We start from the raw sequence: 16,893 nt of genomic DNA, 5'->3' as shown, positions 1-16,893 counted from the left end.
CACGGCTTTTTCTTGCGGCGTCTCATTTGAACCATTGTCCCAGAACCGGGATGCGGGCGATATCGTAGCGGTCGATTATTTTCATCCAGACCATTAAGAGCAGATACAGGATTCCGCTGATCATGCAGGCCAGCATCAGATTGATCCATTCGAGCGATAATGGCTGGGTGTTCATCATCCATCTGGCGGCGGCGCCCATAACGATCATGGCTGCTCCAACCTTTACGAAATCGAGAACCTGCATATGGAAGCCAATAAAGCGCAATACGCTGATGCCGTGGAGGACCGTAACGAGCACGATATTGACGTTAATCGCAATAAGCGCGCCGTATATGCCAAGCTCGGGCTTTGAGGCAAGCATAACGATCAGAACGAGTTTGACGGCCGCCCCGATAAACGTGTTCATCAGCGCTGTTCCGGGCTTGTTCAAAGCTTGAAGAGCAGCCTGCAGGGGAGCTTGCAAATAAATGAATATGCCGATTGGAGCTATCAGCTGGAGCATCGGAGCAATATCTGCCTGATTGTAGAGCAGACGGCAGATCGGTTCGGCAAACAGCCACATCACGACAACAAACGGAGCTCCGGCAACAAGAGCCAGCCGCATCGATTGATGCATGCGGATATGGATTGATGCTTTGTCTCCCTTGGCCGCCGCTTCGGATAATGAAGGAACCAGGGAGGAAGCAAGCGAGAAGGTTAGCGCCGTTGGCAGGAGCAGCAGCGGAATGATCATCCCTTGCAGCGCGCCGTATTGGGCAGTGGCTACACCGGTTGCAATTCCCGCGGCAGCAAGGCTCCGGGCGGTTAGAATCGATTCCAGCAAATAAGACAAGGAGCCAACCATCCGGCTTCCGGTAACCGGAATGGACAGGCCAAGCAAGCGGCGAAGCACCGGGGTATTTTCTTCGGGCAGATCATCGGATTCATGATTTGGAGTGGACTTGGACTTCCCGCGTTCCTTCGCATACGTCCAGAGAAGAACGGCTAGAGCGCCAATCTCCCCCGCGACAACTCCAAGCATGGCGCCGGCAGCAGCCCATTCGATCCCCCGCGGAAGCAGCAGGGAAGCAAAGGTCAGGGAGCCGATTATGCGGATGACGGTTTCAATGATTTGCGAGGCAGCGGACGGTATCATATTTTGCATGCCTTGGAAGTAGCCCCGGTAGACCGAGGAAACTCCTATGATAAGCATCAGAGGCGTCATAACCAAAAACGTCTGATAGACCCTGGAGTCGGTTAGCAGATGGGTCGTAATCCATTTCGCGAAGAGGAGCAGCGCAGCCGTCATCACGATAGCTAGTACGATTGTAAGGCCCATTGCTGTCCGGAAAATTTGTTTGACCCGCGTAGAGTCGCCGCGAGATACGGCTTCAGCCGTCCATTTGGTAATGGCCAGCGGAATGCCGCCTGTTATAACGGTCAGCATAACAGTCAAGAACGGGTAGCTGAGCTGGTACAGCCCGACGCCTTCCGCTCCGATGATTCTCGGGAGAGCAATACGCGGAACAAAACCGAGCAGCCGGTTAATGATGCCGGCGGCCAGCAGAATCATAGCCCCTTTTATAAACGTTTGCTTCGTCATTCGTCGCCCTCATCTCTTCAATAATCCCACCTATTGTATCCGTACATCTTTATGCGCGGCATGTCCGAATCATGAATCATCCAAATTTATCAATTCAAAAGATTCAGCAGGAAAATCGACAAGCGGCAGCGAATAGGTAGGAGGACAGTTATCACTATCGGGATAGGCATTTGCAAGGCCAGAAGGAGGAGACAGCCGTGGGAGATGAGGATCTGAACAGCGCGATCGAACAGCTGTGCAACAGCAAGGCGGAAGAATTTCATCTCATCGGATACGAACATGTAACGGGGAAAGAGATTTGGGAATGCGTAAGCGAGAAGTATAGCAAGACCGGTCAGCCGGAGCTTCATCAGATCGTAAACGATATCTTGTCCTTAAAGGTGACAAAATTTATGAACTTTATGACGCTGAGCGCTTTTCGGGGAAACCATTTCTAACGGAAGGGTTTTCTTTTTTTTGTCGTGCAATTTTACACGCAAGTACAACCTAAGTATAATAGGAATATTGAGATCTTAAGGGGGACTATGTACGTATGAACTGGAAGAGATTAACTGCCTTCCTTGCGGTCGTTGTCATCATGTTTGGCGCTATCGCATGGACGAGCCCGGCTCTTGTCAAAGATATCCGGCTCGGTCTTGACTTGAAAGGCGGATTCGAGGTATTGTACGAAGCCTCACCACTTGAAGGCGGCGAACAGGTAACGTCCGAGTCGCTGAAAGAAACGGCGCATAGCCTGGAGCAGCGGATTGACTCCACGGGTACGACGGAGCCTGAAATTACGCGTGAAGGAAGCAACCGGATCCGCGTGAAAATTCCAGGCGTTACGGATGAAACGGCAATCAGAGAAATGCTGAAAAAGCCGGTTAATCTGACATTCCGCGGTCCGGACGGCACGGTTGAGCTGCAAGGCAACGACTTCGTGCAGAACGGCGCCAAAGTCGAGTTTGACCAATTGGGCAATCCGATGATTACCATCAAACTGAAAGACGCTAAAAAGTTCGAAGACGTTACAACCAAGCTGACGGGCAAAACTTTGTCGATTTATTTGGATGACGAATTGCTGTCCAGCCCGAATGTTAACTATCCAATTACAGGCGGTTCGGCCCAAATCTCGGGTAATTATACCCTGGATGAAGCGAACAAGCTGAAAGATACGATCAATCTCGGCGCATTGCCGCTGAAACTTACCGAAATTTATACGCAAAGCGTTGGCGCAAAGCTTGGTCAAAAATCGCTTGAAGATACGGTGGGCGCGGGTATCATCGGCACGATTATTATTTTGATTTTGCTGATCATCTTGTTCCGCGTTCCTGGTTTTGTAGCCGGTATTACGGTTATTTCCTACACTTGGCTGCTCGTTGTCGTGTTTGAGCTCATGAACGCTACGCTAACCTTACCGGGGATCGCGGCGTTTGTACTCGGTATAGGCATGGCGGTTGACGCCAATATCATTATGTACGAACGGATCAAGGAAGAGATTCGCAGCGGCAAGAGCCTGCTGTCTTCCCTGAAGGCCGGTTCGAAAAACTCGTTCCGTACCATTATGGACGCGAACGTAACGAATATCATCTCTTGCGTCGTGTTGTACTTCATCGGTAACGGCGCGATCCGCGGCTTTGCCCTGACGATGATTTTCAGTATTCTCGTAAGTATCGTGACCAACATCTTCTTGGCGCGTCTGCTGATTCACTTGCTGATCCGCAGTAACCTCTTTACTAAACCTGGCTACTACGGCGTGAAGGAGGCAGAAATCCGTGCTCTATAATGCAAAGGTTCGATTCGACTTTATTAAACACCGCAACAAGTTTTTCCTGTTCTCTGCTATTTTGACGATTGTCGGCATTTTGATGGTCAGCATCTTCCACATGAACTTCGGGGTTGACTTCAAGGCCGGTACCAATATGGATATTCTCGTAGGCAAAAAGATTACCCAGTCGGAAGCCAAAGATATTTTGTCCCAGCAAGGCTATTCCGACATTACGCCTACGGTTGGAGGCACAAACGGCGACCGGGTCTCGGCTCGGTTCGACGATGTTCTCGAACAGCCGAAAGTACAGGCCATTGAGGATGCTTTTAAAGCCAAATACGGTGATAATGTTTCTTCCGAGGTTAACGTAGTTTCGCCTGACATGGCACAGGAGCTTGGCGTCAAAGCGATTTACGCGGTTATTATCGCGAGCGTAGCGATTATGCTCTACGTAATGATCCGCTTCGAATGGCGTATGGCGCTTGCGGCCAACATTGCGATTTTGTATGATGCCTTTGTCGTTATTACCATGTTCTCGATCTTCCGTCTTCAGGTTGACCTGCCGTTTATCGCGGCCGTATTGACAACGATCGGTTACTCGATTAACGATAAAATCGTTATCTTCGACCGGATCCGCGAAAATCTTCGATTTGCCAAAACAAAAAATGCCGATCAAATCGGCGATCTTGTGAACCAAAGCTTGTGGCAAACGATGGCGCGTAACATTTACACGGTACTCGCCGTTCTCATTATCGCTACGTGCCTGTTCATCTTTGGCAGCGAATCGATTAAGCTGTTCGCTCTCGCGAAGATGATTGGTCTTGCGAGCGGCGCTTATTCTTCGATCTGTATCGCGGCTCCGCTGTGGATGGTTATGAAGAGCAAGCAAAAGCCGTCTACGAAAGCAGCGGCTAAAAAAGCGGTATAAGCATTAGCTTCAAATATAGAAAAATACTCTATGAAAAAGTGGAATGGTAGCCGGCTAGTTCCATTACCGGCGTTCCATTCCACGCTGGAGGCATAAATGTCAACCGAACAACGATATGCGAAGGCAAAGCCGGCTGAACAGGCGGGCTTATGGGGAACTGCGGCGCTGGCGTTGTTTAAAGGCATAGTAGGCGGACTCGCGGGCAGCAAATCGCTGCTCGCCGATGCCTTCCGTACGGCGGCAGAATGTGCCGCCGCTTTTGCTTTGTTGTCCGGTAAGCAGCAGGGAAGCAAGAAAACGGCCGCGATGCTCCGGACTGAAGCGCTGACGAAAGTTTTCCTGGCCGTGTTTTTTCTGATTACAAGCCTTGAGATTGGCATTTCCGCCATTCGCTCCATTGCGGAAGGGGTCGATAAACCGCCGCACTGGACCGCGCTTGCAGCCATTCTCCTTAGTTTGCTTGTTCGTGAGATGTTCTTTTCCCAGAAGGAGCGCGGCTCAAGCTTGTATTGCTCGCTAGCGGCGCTTGTTGGAGCAGGGGGAGCCATGCTTGGGAAGGCTGCGGCGCTGCCGGCATTGTATTATCTGGATCCTGCGGCTGCAATTGTGATTGCAGTCATTGTCATGTTAAGCGGCTATCGTACGATCGCCGGATTTGTAAGAAAAGACGCAAAGGCTGAGATCCAAAGCGAAGACACGGAAATATTGATGCAGCTGATTCAGCGGGTAGAAGGGGTTATTACCGTGGAATCGATTCAAGCCAAGGAACAAGGGCATTATGTTGTTGCCGATATCGTGATCAGTGTAAATCCGCGTATTTCCGTATTGGAAGGCCATGAAATTGCTAAGCGGACGAAGCAGCTGCTGCTTACCCGGTTCGGCCATGTAACGGACGTGACGATCCATGTAGAGCCTTATGATCCCGGCTATCCTTACAAATCGAATCATGATCCGAACCAGGAGCAAATGCCAACGCTTCTGCAATAGAATGGAAAGGGGTTGAAACTTTAGCGTGATACAGGCAAAAACACGCTGGAATTTGGCGCCTTGGAATAAAGAGGATGAGCAGCAGGCGGAACGGTTGTCGGCACAGCTCGGAATTCCTCCTCTTGTTGCCAAGCTTCTTGTTCAGAGAGGCTATAAGGATAAAGAAGCGGCGGAAACCTTCCTGCGGGGAGGGGAAGACCGGCTGCATGACCCGTATCTGCTGAAGGACATGAAAGAAGCCGTTGACCGGATTCGGCAGGCGGCGGATAACGGCGAATTCATTCGGATTTACGGGGATTACGATGCGGACGGGGTATCCAGTACATCGCTGCTGATTCATGTATTCCGCGAACTAGGTTATTCCTTTGATTATTATATTCCGCATCGCGCTTTGGAAGGCTATGGCCTCAATACCGGGGCGATTGATCTGGCCGCGGCTGACGGCGTTCGTCTAATCGTCACGGTTGATACGGGCATCAGCGCTTACGAACAGGTGGAGTATGCGAAGTCGCTAGGCATTGATATCGTCGTAACCGACCATCATGAACCGCCGGAGCGGATTCCGGATGCGGTTGCCGTTGTTAATCCGAAGCGGGAGGATTGCCCTTATCCGTTCAAAGGCTTGGCCGGCGTTGGCGTAGCCTTCAAGCTGGCAACGGCTCTTATGGGTCGTCCTCCAATGGAATGGACGGATATTGTCAGCCTTGGCACGATTGCGGACATTATGCCGCTCACCGATGAGAACCGGGTATTGGTCCGGGCCGGACTCGCCCGGCTGCAAAATACCGGAAATACCGGCTTCCGTGCTTTATCGGAAGCATGCGGGATAGAGCTGGATCAAGTGACGTCCACGACCGTTGCTTTTGGCATGGCGCCTCGCATTAACGCCGCGGGCCGGTTGGATCATGCGAAGCGCGCGGTAGAGCTGCTGACGACCGGCGATTACGACGAGGCCATAAGGGCAGCATCTTCGCTGGATGTGCTCAACAAGGAAAGACAACGAATCGTAGACGGCATCGTGAAGGAAGCCGAACAACAGTGGCAGGGGAAACGGGACGCTGCGCAAGCGGCAGCAAGACCCGAGCCTGCCGTCATCGTCCTGGCCGGAGAAGGCTGGAACGTTGGCGTAATCGGAATTGTTGCTTCCAAGATCCTGGAGCGCTATTACAAGCCGGTTATTATCCTTGGCATCGATCCGGACAGCGGAATGTGCAAAGGGTCGGCGAGATCCATTGAAGGCTATGATCTTCATGCCGCGTTAACCGAATGCGATGAGCTGCTGGACCATTACGGCGGTCATCAGGCGGCGGCTGGCATGAGCCTTCACCGCGATCAGCTGCCTGCATTCGAGGAGAAGCTAGGCGAGCTGGCGATGGAATGGATGACGGAGCAGGATTGGATTCCGAAGACGGCTATTGATCTGGTCTGCTCGGTTGGGGACGCAAGCGTCCATACGATCGGCCAGCTTGCTTTGCTTGAGCCGTTTGGAGCGGGCAATCCTTCGCCTAGGCTGCTGCTGCAATCCGCCGAGCTGTCCGACTATCGAACGATGGGCAAGGATGCCAGGCATTTGAAGCTGTCGCTCCGAAGCGGGCGTGCGTCCCTGGATGCGGTAGGATTCGGATTGGGAGAGCTGTCGAATCAGCTGCAGGCCGGTCTCCCCGTTGATCTCGTCGGCGAGCTGTCGATTAACGAATGGAACGGCCAGCGCAAAGCCCAACTTCATATTCATGATCTGTATTTCGGGGGAGCGCTTGCGAGATTCCCTGAACGGGAGCACTTCGGACAGGTATACCAGCTGCTCCGAAGAAAACAGCGTATTCCGGCAAAAGGAATCGAAGCCTATCTTTCCGGGCAATGCGGCTGGCCGGAGCAGATGATAACCGTCATGCTGGAGGTATTCCTCGAGCTTGGCTTTATTGCGGTAGACGGCACTCATTTCGTTGTTGCCGAAGCGCCGCAAAAGCGTGATCTTGGTACGTCGCAAAGGTATCAAGAGGCGAAACGCGAAGCCGAAAGGCTGCGTTCGCCGTATGTTCCAAACGAAGTAATGGCATAATTGATATGGGAAGTAGAGAAAGGATTGAACAAGAGAATGAGCGATATTAATTTCAAAGACTACATCCGGGTGATTCCCGATTTTCCGCAACCAGGCATTAGATTCAAAGATATTACAACTCTTCTGAAGGATGGCAACGTATACCGTGCTGCTATCGAGGATATCCGCAAAGCGGTTGAGCATCTGAAAATCGACATTATCGCAGGACCGGAAGCGCGCGGCTTTGTTGTTGGCGCTCCGCTTGCTACGGCGCTTGGCGTTGGTTTTGCGCCAATCCGCAAAAGCGGCAAGCTGCCCGGCGAGACGATTCAGGCCAGCTACGACCTGGAATACGGCAATGACAGCCTAGCGATGCATAAGGACGCGATTTCTCCCGGTCAGCGCGTACTTATTGCGGATGACCTGCTTGCTACCGGCGGTACAATCGCGACGTCGATGAACCTTGTCCGCCAGCTGGGCGGCGAAGTGGTTGGCGCCGCGTTCCTGATCGAGCTGTCCTACCTGACGGGCCGCGAGAAGCTGGAAGGCGTGGAAGTGTTCTCCCTCGTAACATACTAAAATCAAGACTTTAACTTAACTGTCCCTGACGCGTGAGCGGAAGGGGCAGTTTTTTTGTTTTCATACACCTTTCAAGAGATGTGAGGTGGAAACGGATTCATTTTCCGGACTTGAAATGCAACCGCATACATCGGAATGGAGTGTTATGAAAAATAACATTAATCAATTGAAATGTATCATTTTTCGTTGGTCTGGCAAATAGAAACGAACCTTCTCTAATTCTAAAATAAAAGCAAGAGCACTTGCTTCCATCTGAAGCTTAACGAAGCAAGAATCGCAACCAAAAACGTGTTGCCATTCTTTTTGGGGGGACAACGAATGACAGAGATCACCGTAGCCGTTGCAGAGAAACAACAAGCGCTAAAACGCAAATCCAAGCTGGTACGCTTCGTTAAGCAATGGGATTTGCAGTTGATGGTTATTCCGGCGCTTCTGCTCATTTTCGTATTCAGTTACATACCGATGTACGGCGTATTGACCGCGTTCCAGGATTACAGCATCTTCAAAGGGTTTTTGGACAGCCCTTGGGTGGGGCTTAAACATTTCGAAATGTTCTTCCATGCGCCGGAGTTTGAACGGGTGATGCGAAATACGATCATCATCAGCGTATTGAAGCTCTTATTCGGCTTCCCGGCGCCAATCGTTCTGGCGCTTATGCTGAATGAAGTAAAGAACATGTACTTTAAGCGCGTTGTACAGACAGTGAGCTATTTGCCGCATTTCCTATCGTGGGTTATCGTGTCGGGCTTTGCGATGTCGATCCTGTCGGTGGAGAACGGCAGCCTGAATATTCTGCTCCAGTCCGTGCATCTCATCAAAGAACCGATCAGCTTCCTGTCCATTCCGGAATACTTCTGGACGATTATCGTAACGACGGGGGTCTGGAAGGAGATCGGCTTCAGCTCTATCGTCTACCTGGCCGCGATTGCCGGCATTGACCCTAACATGTACGAAGCCGCTTCCATCGACGGAGCAAGCCGGTTCAAGCAAATCTTTATGATTACGATTCCAACAATTATGCCCGTCGTCATCATCTTCCTTATTCTCGCAATCGGCAACCTGCTTAGCGCAGGCTTTGAGGATCTGCTCCTGCTCGGCGTTAATCCGGTGCTGAGAGACGTATCGGATGTGCTGGATACGTACGTGTACAGAACGGGGATAACCGGACAGCGCTTCTCCTATGCGACGGCAGTTGGTTTGTTCAAGGCCGTAATCAGCGTTGGCCTGCTCACCTTTGCCAATCTGCTGGCAAGAAGAACCGGCAACAGCTTATGGTAAGGCAAGCACATAATCGCACAAGGAGGACCGCCGCGTATGAGAATCAAATCCAGCTTAAGCGATAGAAGCTTATCGATCTTTGTTTATATCAGCCTGACCGTTATCGCCTTCTTTACCTTTTATCCGTTCTGGAACGCCGCGGTAATCTCGTTTAACAAGGGGATGGACACGGCGCTTGGAGGCGTGACCTTCTGGCCGAGGGCTTTTACGGTCGATAACTACGAAATCGTTTTCCAGGACAAACGGATTATCAACGGATTTTATATCTCCGTCATGCGGACGGTGATTGGCACAGTCTGCTCTATTCTGTTTACCGCCATATTCGCTTACGGCATGACCAAGCGCGAGCTGATCGGCCGCAAGTTTTATATGATCGCCTGCATTGTTACGCTCTACTTCAGCGGGGGCATTATCCCGACGTTCCTGTTAATCCGCGGTCTCGGCCTTATGGATAACTTTCTTGTCTTTATCATTCCGGGGTTGATCAGCGTATGGAACATGATTATATTCCGGACCTTCTTCCAGGGACTTCCCAAAGGTCTCGAGGAATCGGCTCAAATCGACGGCTGCGGTTACTGGGCAACATTCTTTCGCATCATTTTGCCGCTATCCGGTCCCGTTATCGCTACGCTCGCCTTATTTACGGCAGTGGGGCACTGGAACGATTGGTTTTACCCAAGTCTCTACATTACGAAGGAAAAGCTTATTCCCATTCAGACGATGCTGCAGCAGATTCTGAATTCCAATATTATGAGCGAGCAGTTCTCGCAGCTGGATTCCGCATCCCAGAGCAGGCTCAGCTCGATGAAAAGCGTGACCAGCAAGTCGCTTTCGATGGCTACGATGATGGTGGCTACCATTCCGATTATCGCCGTGTATCCGTTCGTGCAGAAGTATTTCGTAAAAGGGGTATTGGTAGGCTCTTTGAAGGAATAGGGAGCTTGCGTCCAACCAGCGTTTTCAACGTGAAACGGATACGCTTGCCCGGCAGCATGGATCGACAAATCCGCTTCCGCTGAACATAATTAAAAGCATGGGAGAGAGGGGTTTTATGAAGATGAGCAGATGGAGGAAATCGGCAACGATTGGACTAGCAAGCGTAATGGCGATCACTTTGGCAATGACGGGATGCTCCAGCGGCAACGGAAACAAGACAAACAACGAACCAGCAGCGACAAACAGCCAAAAGCCGGCTGAAAGCGAGTCGCCTGCGAACACGGCTAGCGATTCGGGAGCATGGAAGCTAGGCAGCGAGCCGCTGAAGTTTTCTTTTTACGGGCATTACGATTGGTATTCGATGCCAGCCTGGGGCGGGGATGAAGCAACCAAATGGATTAAGGACAATATGAAGGTCGATATTACGCCGGTTCAATCGGGCGGCAATGCCGCACAGAAGCTGAACACCATGATTGCCTCCGGCGACCTTCCGGATGTTATCTGGATGGATCGCGGAGCGGATGTAGAGAAGCTGCGCGAAGCGGGCATGCTGGTTCCTTTTGACGATTATCTCGATAAATATCCGAATTTCAAGAAGTGGGTTGGCGAAGAGGCGATCAACATGCTGCGTTCGAAGGACGGCAAGATTTATCAGTTCCCGAACTGGTATACGTCCCAGCCTAACGGCAACGCCGGCTACCTTTTGAATAAAAAGATTTATGAGGAGCTCGGCAAGCCGGCTCTCGAAACAACGGACGATTTCTACAACTATTTGAAAATGGTCAAAGAGAAATATCCGAACGTAACGCCGTTTAACCCGGATTTGGCGATTGACGGCCAAGGCCTTGACGTGTTGTATTCGGCCTTTGGTGAGGATTACTCTCCAGCGTATGTTTCGAACCGTGCCGTGCCTACCGGCGATAAGCTCACCTCGCTGTTCCTTGATCCGGTCTTCCGCGAGTCGATGCAGTTCGCAAGCAAGCTGTTCCGCGAAAAGCTGATGTCTCCGGATGCCCTGACGCAAACGAAGGATCAAGTGAAGGAGCAGGCCTATAACGGAACGGCCGCGGTATTTGCCGGCGCGAGCCCAACGGAATACGGCGCGGTTGGCGACGCCGAACTGAAGAAGAAGGATCCGAATTCCGGTTACATGATGGTGTGGCCGGTTCATAAAGCAGGACTCGATAAGAATAAAATTTGGGCAGGCACTTACACGCAGCTGGGCTGGAACGTAAGCGTCATTACCAAATCGGCTAAAGATCCGGAGAAAATTTTCGCCTTCCTCGATTATTTGACTGGTCCTGAAGGCACGCGCACCTTGTTCTGGGGTCCTGAAGGCATCTATTGGAAAGGCACGGACGCGGACGGTTCCCCAATCTTTACGGATGCTTACACCTCCGACGTGGAAGGCCGCACGAAAATGATGGATGCAACGGTTAACTTCCAATGGAACGGCAACACCGTCTTTATCGATACGTCCAAAATGAAATTCGAGCTGACCTTGCCTGAAGAGCAGCAGTCATGGGAAGCGCGCTGGCAAAATGCGATTACGTGGAAAACGCAGAAGAACGCTACTGAATTCATCAACCTTGCGCCGGCTCCGGATTCCGAGGAAGGAATTATCGCTCAAACCTTCGAAGAGCTGTACAAGGAAGCAAGAGCAAAAGCGCTGTACGCGAAGAGCGATGAAGAGGTTCTTGCGATCCTCGATAAAGCGCAGAAGGATGCCGAAGCAATTGGCTACGACAAGCTGCTTGCTTACAAGACAACGAAATGGCAGGAAAACTTAAAAAGCATGAAAGGCAATTAACATCCAGGCTAATGCTGGAGTATAATTTGGTCAAGCGGTCGGCGCCGTCCCTATGCATAGGGGCGGTTCTGCCGTTTCACGGCTTAACCACTCTGCGGGAACGGGGGAAGATGCCTCATGTATAAAGTGTTGATTGCGGATGACGAAGTGCTTGACCTGGAAGGCATGCGTTTGTTTATTCCCTGGACCGAGCTTGGGCTTGAGGTTGTGGCAGCCGTCAACAACGGCTTTGACGCTTACGAGGTATTGAAGGACGGGGAGATCGATATTCTCGTGACGGATGTGCATATGCCCAGCATGTCCGGACTGGAGCTTGCGCGCAAGGCGCAGGAGACCGAAAGCTGCTCGGGGCTAAGAGTGATTTTCGTCAGCGGGTATCAGGATTTCCATTACGTTAAGCAAGCCTTGTCCCTTCGGGCATACAGCTACGTGCTGAAGCCGATGGACGATTCCGAGCTTGTTGACGCGCTGGTTCACGTGACCAAGGAGCTGGATGAAGTATCGAGAAAGCAGGAAGAAGAAAGGCAATGGCGGGAGGCTGCCAAACGTACGGCTCCCCGATATCAGCAGCTGCCTCAGACCGATACCGTTGAACCGGGCAAGCATACGAAGCTTATTTTGGAAGTAACCGCCTATATGAAGGAGCATCTGAACCGTTCCCTTACGCTCAAGGAAGTGGCCGACCGGTTCGCTTTTTCCCCTAATTATTTGGGTCTGATGTTCAAGGAAGAGATGGGGGTAGGCTTTAGCGAATATGTCATTACGATGCGGATGGAGAGGGCGGGAGAGCTGCTGAAGGATCCGAAGGTAAAAATATATGAGGTCGCTGACCAGGTGGGTTACCGCTACATGCCTTATTTCAGCCGGCAGTTTAAAGAAACCTTCGGCATGACGCCAATCGAATTCAGGAGACACCGCTAATATGACGCAATCGCCGCTTACAGGCACTAATCATCCCCGCAAGTTTATTCCGTTTGGCATCAAGCTGCTGATCTCTTATATGATGCTGATCATTATACCAATCTTTCTGCTTGGCTATTTCGCCAGCGACATCATGACGGATTCGATCCGTTCGAATACGACGAACACCATTAAAGGAACGTTGAAGCAAATCGAAGATAACGTCGTCTATAAATTGGAGGATACGGTCCGCTTATCCGATCTTCTCTATTATGATACAACCTTGTCGAAGCAGCTGCTGCACTACGAGGAAGGCTGGGTCAGCTATGAAGCAACCACCAAGCTGCTGCTTCCGAAGTTCCGGCAGACCATCGAATCGACGAACCGCAGCATGTGGCTGACCGTTTATTTGCGCAATGAGACATTGCCGGAAGTTTACTACGACAGCAAAAATATCGATCCTCTTGCCTTGAAGGGCAAGTTCTTTGACCTGCTTCATTTGAATCGGATTACGCAAAAGCCCTGGTATGAATCATTCCCCGCCGAGCAATACGGAGAGACGAAACAGTGGAAACAGATTGAGGATGACGATCGTTATAACCGGATATCGCTTCTCCGGAGGTTAGTTGATCTGGAGTCGGCCAAGCCGAAAGAGATCGGCTTTATGCGAATCAGCGTCTATTTGTCCGATTTGTTCCAGAGCGTGGATTCCCGCAAGATTGGCGTAGGCAGCACCCTGTTTATTACCGATGGCAGCCGGAATATTTTGTATGCATCGGGAGCAACCGAGCAGTCGACGGAGCAATTGTGGGATGAGGGGAGAGGCAAAAATTATCTCGTTATCCGGCAGCCGCTTCCCGGTCTGAATTGGAGTCTCACGGCAATGGTTCCATCCTCGGTGTTAGAGAAGGATACGCAAAAGGTCAAGCTGTTGACGCTAATTATTTGCAGCGCGAGCTGCGTACTGATTTTGCTGGTCGCGACGTTTGTCTCGAGAACGTTTTCACGGCGGGTGTTAAAGGTGATGTCCGTACTTCAATCCTTCCGTCAAGGAGACTTTCAGCGGCGGATTCATTACAGCGGCAACGATGAATTTACGACGATTGCATCTTCGCTTAATGAGCTGGGCAAACGAACGCAAAACCTGATTGAAGAGGTCTATACGACAAATTTGAAAAAGAAAGAGGCGGAGCTGGAGACGCTTCAAGCGCAGATCAATCCGCATTTTTTATATAATACGCTTTCCTCGATCAGCCGGCTGGCCAAATTCGGGCAGGTCGAAAAGCAGCATCAGATGGTCATGAATCTGGCCAAGTTTTACCGGTTGTCCTTGAATGAAGGTCAGACCATTATACCAATCGGCAAGGAAATCGAGCAGGTTCGGGCTTACATGGACATCCAGCAGATTAAATACGGCGACAGGGTCCGAATCGACTATAATATTTCCCCGGAAATTGTCGAACTCACGACCGTCAAGCTGATCGTTCAGCCTTTTGTTGAGAATGTGCTCGAGCATGCTTGGCGCGGAGACCAGATTGATATGCACGTGAGCGGCTATCTGGAGGGGGAAGTTGTCCATTTGATTATTGCGGACAACGGCAATGGCATGCCCCAGGAGACGATTTTCCATATATTTAGCGGAGAAGGAGCGGAACGCGTAGGCTACGGAATCCGTAATGTACATGAGAGGATCCAGCTTTATTACGGCAAAGAATTTGGTGTGGCGATTGAGAGTGCGGAAGGTGAAGGCACGCGTGTTCATATTCGCATTCCGGCCGATTCCGTTTAGCTTCCCCGCGCGAAATTTGGTGAGGGATGCAGGTTGACGCGGATGCCTACTTCCAGCATAATATTAAGAAAACTCGGAAAATGCGCGAATCGGAGTCAAGCGTTCGGAAAGGACAATTCATGGGCATAGAGCAGTTAATCGAAAAGGCGTCGGCCTATATAAAAGAACAGGATCTTGTACGCATCAGGGAAGCCTATGAATTTGCGGACCAAGCCCATCACGGACAAGTGCGCAAGTCAGGCGAGCCTTACATTCTTCACCCTGTTGCCGTTGCGGAAATTATCGTGGATATGCAAATGGACGTACTGTCGATTATCGCAGCGCTGCTGCATGATGTGGTAGAAGATACGACAGTTGACCTTGAGGTCATCCGCGCGAATTTTGGCGAAACCTGCGCAATGCTGGTCGACGGACTTACGAAGCTCGAGAAGATCAAGTTCCGTTCGAAGGAAGAGCAGCAAAATGAGAATTACCGGAAGATGTTCCTGGCGATGGCGCAGGATATCCGGGTTATTCTGATCAAGCTGGCGGACCGCCTTCATAATATGCGCACGCTGAAGTTCCAGTCCGAGGAAGCGCAGCGGCGCATCGCCTACGAGACTCTGGAAATCTTTTGCCCGATTGCTCACCGGCTCGGTATTTCCGCGATTAAATGGGAAATGGAAGATATCGCTCTGCGGTATTTGAATCCGCAGCAATACTACCGGATCGCGAATCTGATGAAGAAGAAGCGGGCGGAGCGCGAGCTGTTTATTTCCGATGTAATCGGCCGGATTAAAGAGAAGCTCGAAGAGATGGGCATCGATGGGGATATTTCGGGCCGTCCGAAGCATATATACAGCATCTACAAGAAAATGACCGTCAAAAACAAACAGTTTAACGAGATTTACGATTTGATGGCCATCCGGATTATCGTAGACAATATCAAAGACTGTTATGCCACGCTTGGCATTATTCATACGTTGTGGAAGCCGATGCCGGGTCGGTTCAAGGATTATATCGCGATGCCGAAGGCTAACATGTACCAGTCCTTGCATACGACGGTAATCGGACCAAACGGGGAGCCGACGGAAGTGCAGATCCGTACCTGGGATATGCACCGCACCTCCGAATACGGTATCGCAGCCCATTGGGCTTACAAGGAAGGGACTATTGTTCCAAACAACAATTTCGAGGACAAAATGTCCTGGCTCCGCGAAATTATGGAGCTTCAGAACGAAGCGCGCGACGCCTCGGAATTTATGGAATCGCTCAAGATGGACTTTTTCGCCGATCTTGTGTTTGTGTTTACGCCAAGCGGCGAAGTCATTGAGCTGCCTGCCGGCTCGGTACCGCTGGACTTTGCCTACCGCATCCATACGGAGGTCGGCAACCGGACGATCGGCGCGAAGGTCAACGGACGGATTGTACCGCTTGACCATAAGCTGAAGACCGGCGACATTATCGAGATTTTAACGTCGAAGCATTCCTACGGTCCTAGCCAGGACTGGGTGAAGATCGCGCAATCTTCCCACGCGCGCAGCAAGATACGCCAATGGTTCAAGCGCGAGAAGCGGGAAGAGAACGTGGCCAAAGGCCGCGATCTGCTCGAACGCGAGCTGAAGCGCCTGGGCGTTGAGCCGTCTGCCTGGATGAGCGACGACAAGCTGCAGGAAGTGGCGAACAAGTTTAATTTCAACGATATCGAAGATATGATGTCGGCTATCGGGTTTGGCGGCATTACGGCTGCTCAGATTTGTACGCGTCTGACGGAGAAGCTTCGCAAGGAAGCGGAAAAGTCCAATCTGATCGAGCTGACCTCCGAGCCGAAGGAGATGAAATCTCCGGGCCACCGCAAGAACCGTCCGACCAACGGCGTAACGGTAAAAGGAATCGACAACTTGCTGGTCCGCTTTGCGCGATGCTGCAACCCGGTTCCGGGCGATACGATTATCGGTTATATTACCCGGGGCAGAGGCGTGTCGGTCCACCGGATGGACTGCCAGAACATTCCGTTCAATTCGGAGGGTGAAGAGGCGGACCGCGTCATTGAGGTGGAGTGGGAGGATTCGATTGAATCCAACTATAGCGTAGATATCGAAATAACCGGTCATGACCGTTCGGGACTTCTCAACGAAGTTCTGCAGGCCGTGTCCGAGAGCAAGACGAATATTTCGGCCGTTACGGGCCGTTCGGTGAAGAACAAAATGGCGATGATTCATATGACCGTGCTTATCCGTAATATTGATCATTTGTCCTCGGTAGTAGAGAAAATCAAACGCGTTCAGGATGTTTACTCCGTTCAGCGCATTATGAACAGCTAGTTGGAGGTTTACCCGC

At 51.2% G+C, this 16,893-nt stretch carries 13 protein-coding genes; 12 read left to right on the top strand and 1 reads right to left on the bottom strand.

Annotation, left to right across the window (positions count from 1 at the left end):
• Window positions 1–22: 22 nt before the first annotated feature.
• Complete coding sequence (gene spoVB, locus ACR9FF_RS21470) at window positions 23–1,582, bottom strand: stage V sporulation protein B (protein ID WP_435164580.1); 1,560 nt, start codon at window positions 1,580–1,582, stop codon at window positions 23–25.
• Between the two features lie 197 nt (window positions 1,583–1,779).
• Between spoVB and ACR9FF_RS21465 the strand changes: the two genes are divergently transcribed.
• The 12 genes from ACR9FF_RS21465 (at window position 1,780) to ACR9FF_RS21410 (ending at window position 16,877) form a co-directional block, all read left to right on the top strand.
• The gene (locus ACR9FF_RS21465; protein ID WP_127494535.1) at window positions 1,780–2,019 is read left to right on the top strand and encodes a post-transcriptional regulator; all 240 of its coding nucleotides are present in this window, start codon (window positions 1,780–1,782) and stop codon (window positions 2,017–2,019) included.
• 95 nt (window positions 2,020–2,114) lie between these two features.
• On the top strand, window positions 2,115–3,347 hold the full coding sequence (gene secD, locus ACR9FF_RS21460; protein ID WP_201007643.1) for a protein translocase subunit SecD: 1,233 nt from the start codon (window positions 2,115–2,117) through the stop codon (window positions 3,345–3,347).
• Entirely contained in the window at window positions 3,337–4,257 is a 921-nt protein-coding gene (gene secF / locus ACR9FF_RS21455) for a protein translocase subunit SecF (protein ID WP_435164577.1), read from the top strand. Before secD ends, secF begins: the two co-directional genes overlap by 11 nt.
• 96 nt (window positions 4,258–4,353) lie before the next feature.
• Entirely contained in the window at window positions 4,354–5,244 is an 891-nt protein-coding gene (locus tag ACR9FF_RS21450; RefSeq protein ID WP_201007645.1) for a cation diffusion facilitator family transporter, read from the top strand.
• A gap of 25 nt (window positions 5,245–5,269) precedes the next feature.
• Window positions 5,270–7,303, top strand: a complete 2,034-nt coding sequence (gene recJ / locus ACR9FF_RS21445) for a single-stranded-DNA-specific exonuclease RecJ (protein ID WP_201007646.1) — start codon at window positions 5,270–5,272, stop codon at window positions 7,301–7,303.
• A 45-nt stretch (window positions 7,304–7,348) separates the two neighbouring features.
• Window positions 7,349–7,861 (top strand): adenine phosphoribosyltransferase, encoded by a 513-nt coding sequence (locus ACR9FF_RS21440; protein WP_435172179.1) that lies wholly within the window; start codon window positions 7,349–7,351, stop codon window positions 7,859–7,861.
• A 318-nt stretch (window positions 7,862–8,179) separates the two neighbouring features.
• A complete protein-coding gene (locus ACR9FF_RS21435) occupies window positions 8,180–9,139 on the top strand; it encodes an ABC transporter permease (protein WP_127494527.1) in 960 nt (319 codons plus the stop codon).
• A 36-nt stretch (window positions 9,140–9,175) separates the two neighbouring features.
• The gene (locus ACR9FF_RS21430) at window positions 9,176–10,075 is read left to right on the top strand and encodes a carbohydrate ABC transporter permease (RefSeq protein WP_201007647.1); all 900 of its coding nucleotides are present in this window, start codon (window positions 9,176–9,178) and stop codon (window positions 10,073–10,075) included.
• A gap of 115 nt (window positions 10,076–10,190) precedes the next feature.
• Window positions 10,191–11,885, top strand: coding sequence for an extracellular solute-binding protein (locus tag ACR9FF_RS21425; RefSeq protein ID WP_435164570.1), 1,695 nt, complete (start codon window positions 10,191–10,193; stop codon window positions 11,883–11,885).
• Window positions 11,886–12,002: 117 nt separating this feature from the next.
• A complete protein-coding gene (locus ACR9FF_RS21420; RefSeq protein ID WP_435164567.1) occupies window positions 12,003–12,806 on the top strand; it encodes a response regulator transcription factor in 804 nt (267 codons plus the stop codon).
• Between the two features lies 1 nt (window position 12,807).
• Complete coding sequence (locus ACR9FF_RS21415) at window positions 12,808–14,574, top strand: sensor histidine kinase (RefSeq protein WP_435164564.1); 1,767 nt, start codon at window positions 12,808–12,810, stop codon at window positions 14,572–14,574.
• A 119-nt stretch (window positions 14,575–14,693) separates the two neighbouring features.
• Window positions 14,694–16,877 carry a RelA/SpoT family protein gene (locus tag ACR9FF_RS21410; protein ID WP_127494517.1) on the top strand — a complete coding sequence of 728 codons (2,184 nt, stop codon included), beginning with the start codon at window positions 14,694–14,696 and terminating at the stop codon, window positions 16,875–16,877.
• Window positions 16,878–16,893: the final 16 nt, after the last annotated feature.

It is taken from the genome of Paenibacillus glycanilyticus (assembly GCF_051200795.1).
Classification (GTDB): domain Bacteria; phylum Bacillota; class Bacilli; order Paenibacillales; family Paenibacillaceae; genus Pristimantibacillus; species Pristimantibacillus glycanilyticus.
Note: the sequence above shows the minus strand (reverse complement) of the source record. Positions and strands in the feature narration are given on the sequence as shown.

Bases quoted from the DNA above. Each gene is read 5' to 3' on its own strand.
- spoVB (WP_435164580.1), bottom strand. From the start codon at position 1,582: ATGACGAAGCAAACGTTTATAAAAGGGGCTATGATTCTGCTGGCCGCC.
- ACR9FF_RS21415 (WP_435164564.1), top strand. From the start codon at position 12,808: ATGACGCAATCGCCGCTTACAGGCACTAATCATCCCCGCAAGTTTATT.
- ACR9FF_RS21425 (WP_435164570.1), top strand. From the start codon at position 10,191: ATGAAGATGAGCAGATGGAGGAAATCGGCAACGATTGGACTAGCAAGC.
- ACR9FF_RS21430 (WP_201007647.1), top strand. From the start codon at position 9,176: ATGAGAATCAAATCCAGCTTAAGCGATAGAAGCTTATCGATCTTTGTT.
- ACR9FF_RS21450 (WP_201007645.1), top strand. From the start codon at position 4,354: ATGTCAACCGAACAACGATATGCGAAGGCAAAGCCGGCTGAACAGGCG.
- secD (WP_201007643.1), top strand. From the start codon at position 2,115: ATGAACTGGAAGAGATTAACTGCCTTCCTTGCGGTCGTTGTCATCATG.
- ACR9FF_RS21410 (WP_127494517.1), top strand. From the start codon at position 14,694: ATGGGCATAGAGCAGTTAATCGAAAAGGCGTCGGCCTATATAAAAGAA.
- ACR9FF_RS21435 (WP_127494527.1), top strand. From the start codon at position 8,180: ATGACAGAGATCACCGTAGCCGTTGCAGAGAAACAACAAGCGCTAAAA.
- ACR9FF_RS21420 (WP_435164567.1), top strand. From the start codon at position 12,003: ATGTATAAAGTGTTGATTGCGGATGACGAAGTGCTTGACCTGGAAGGC.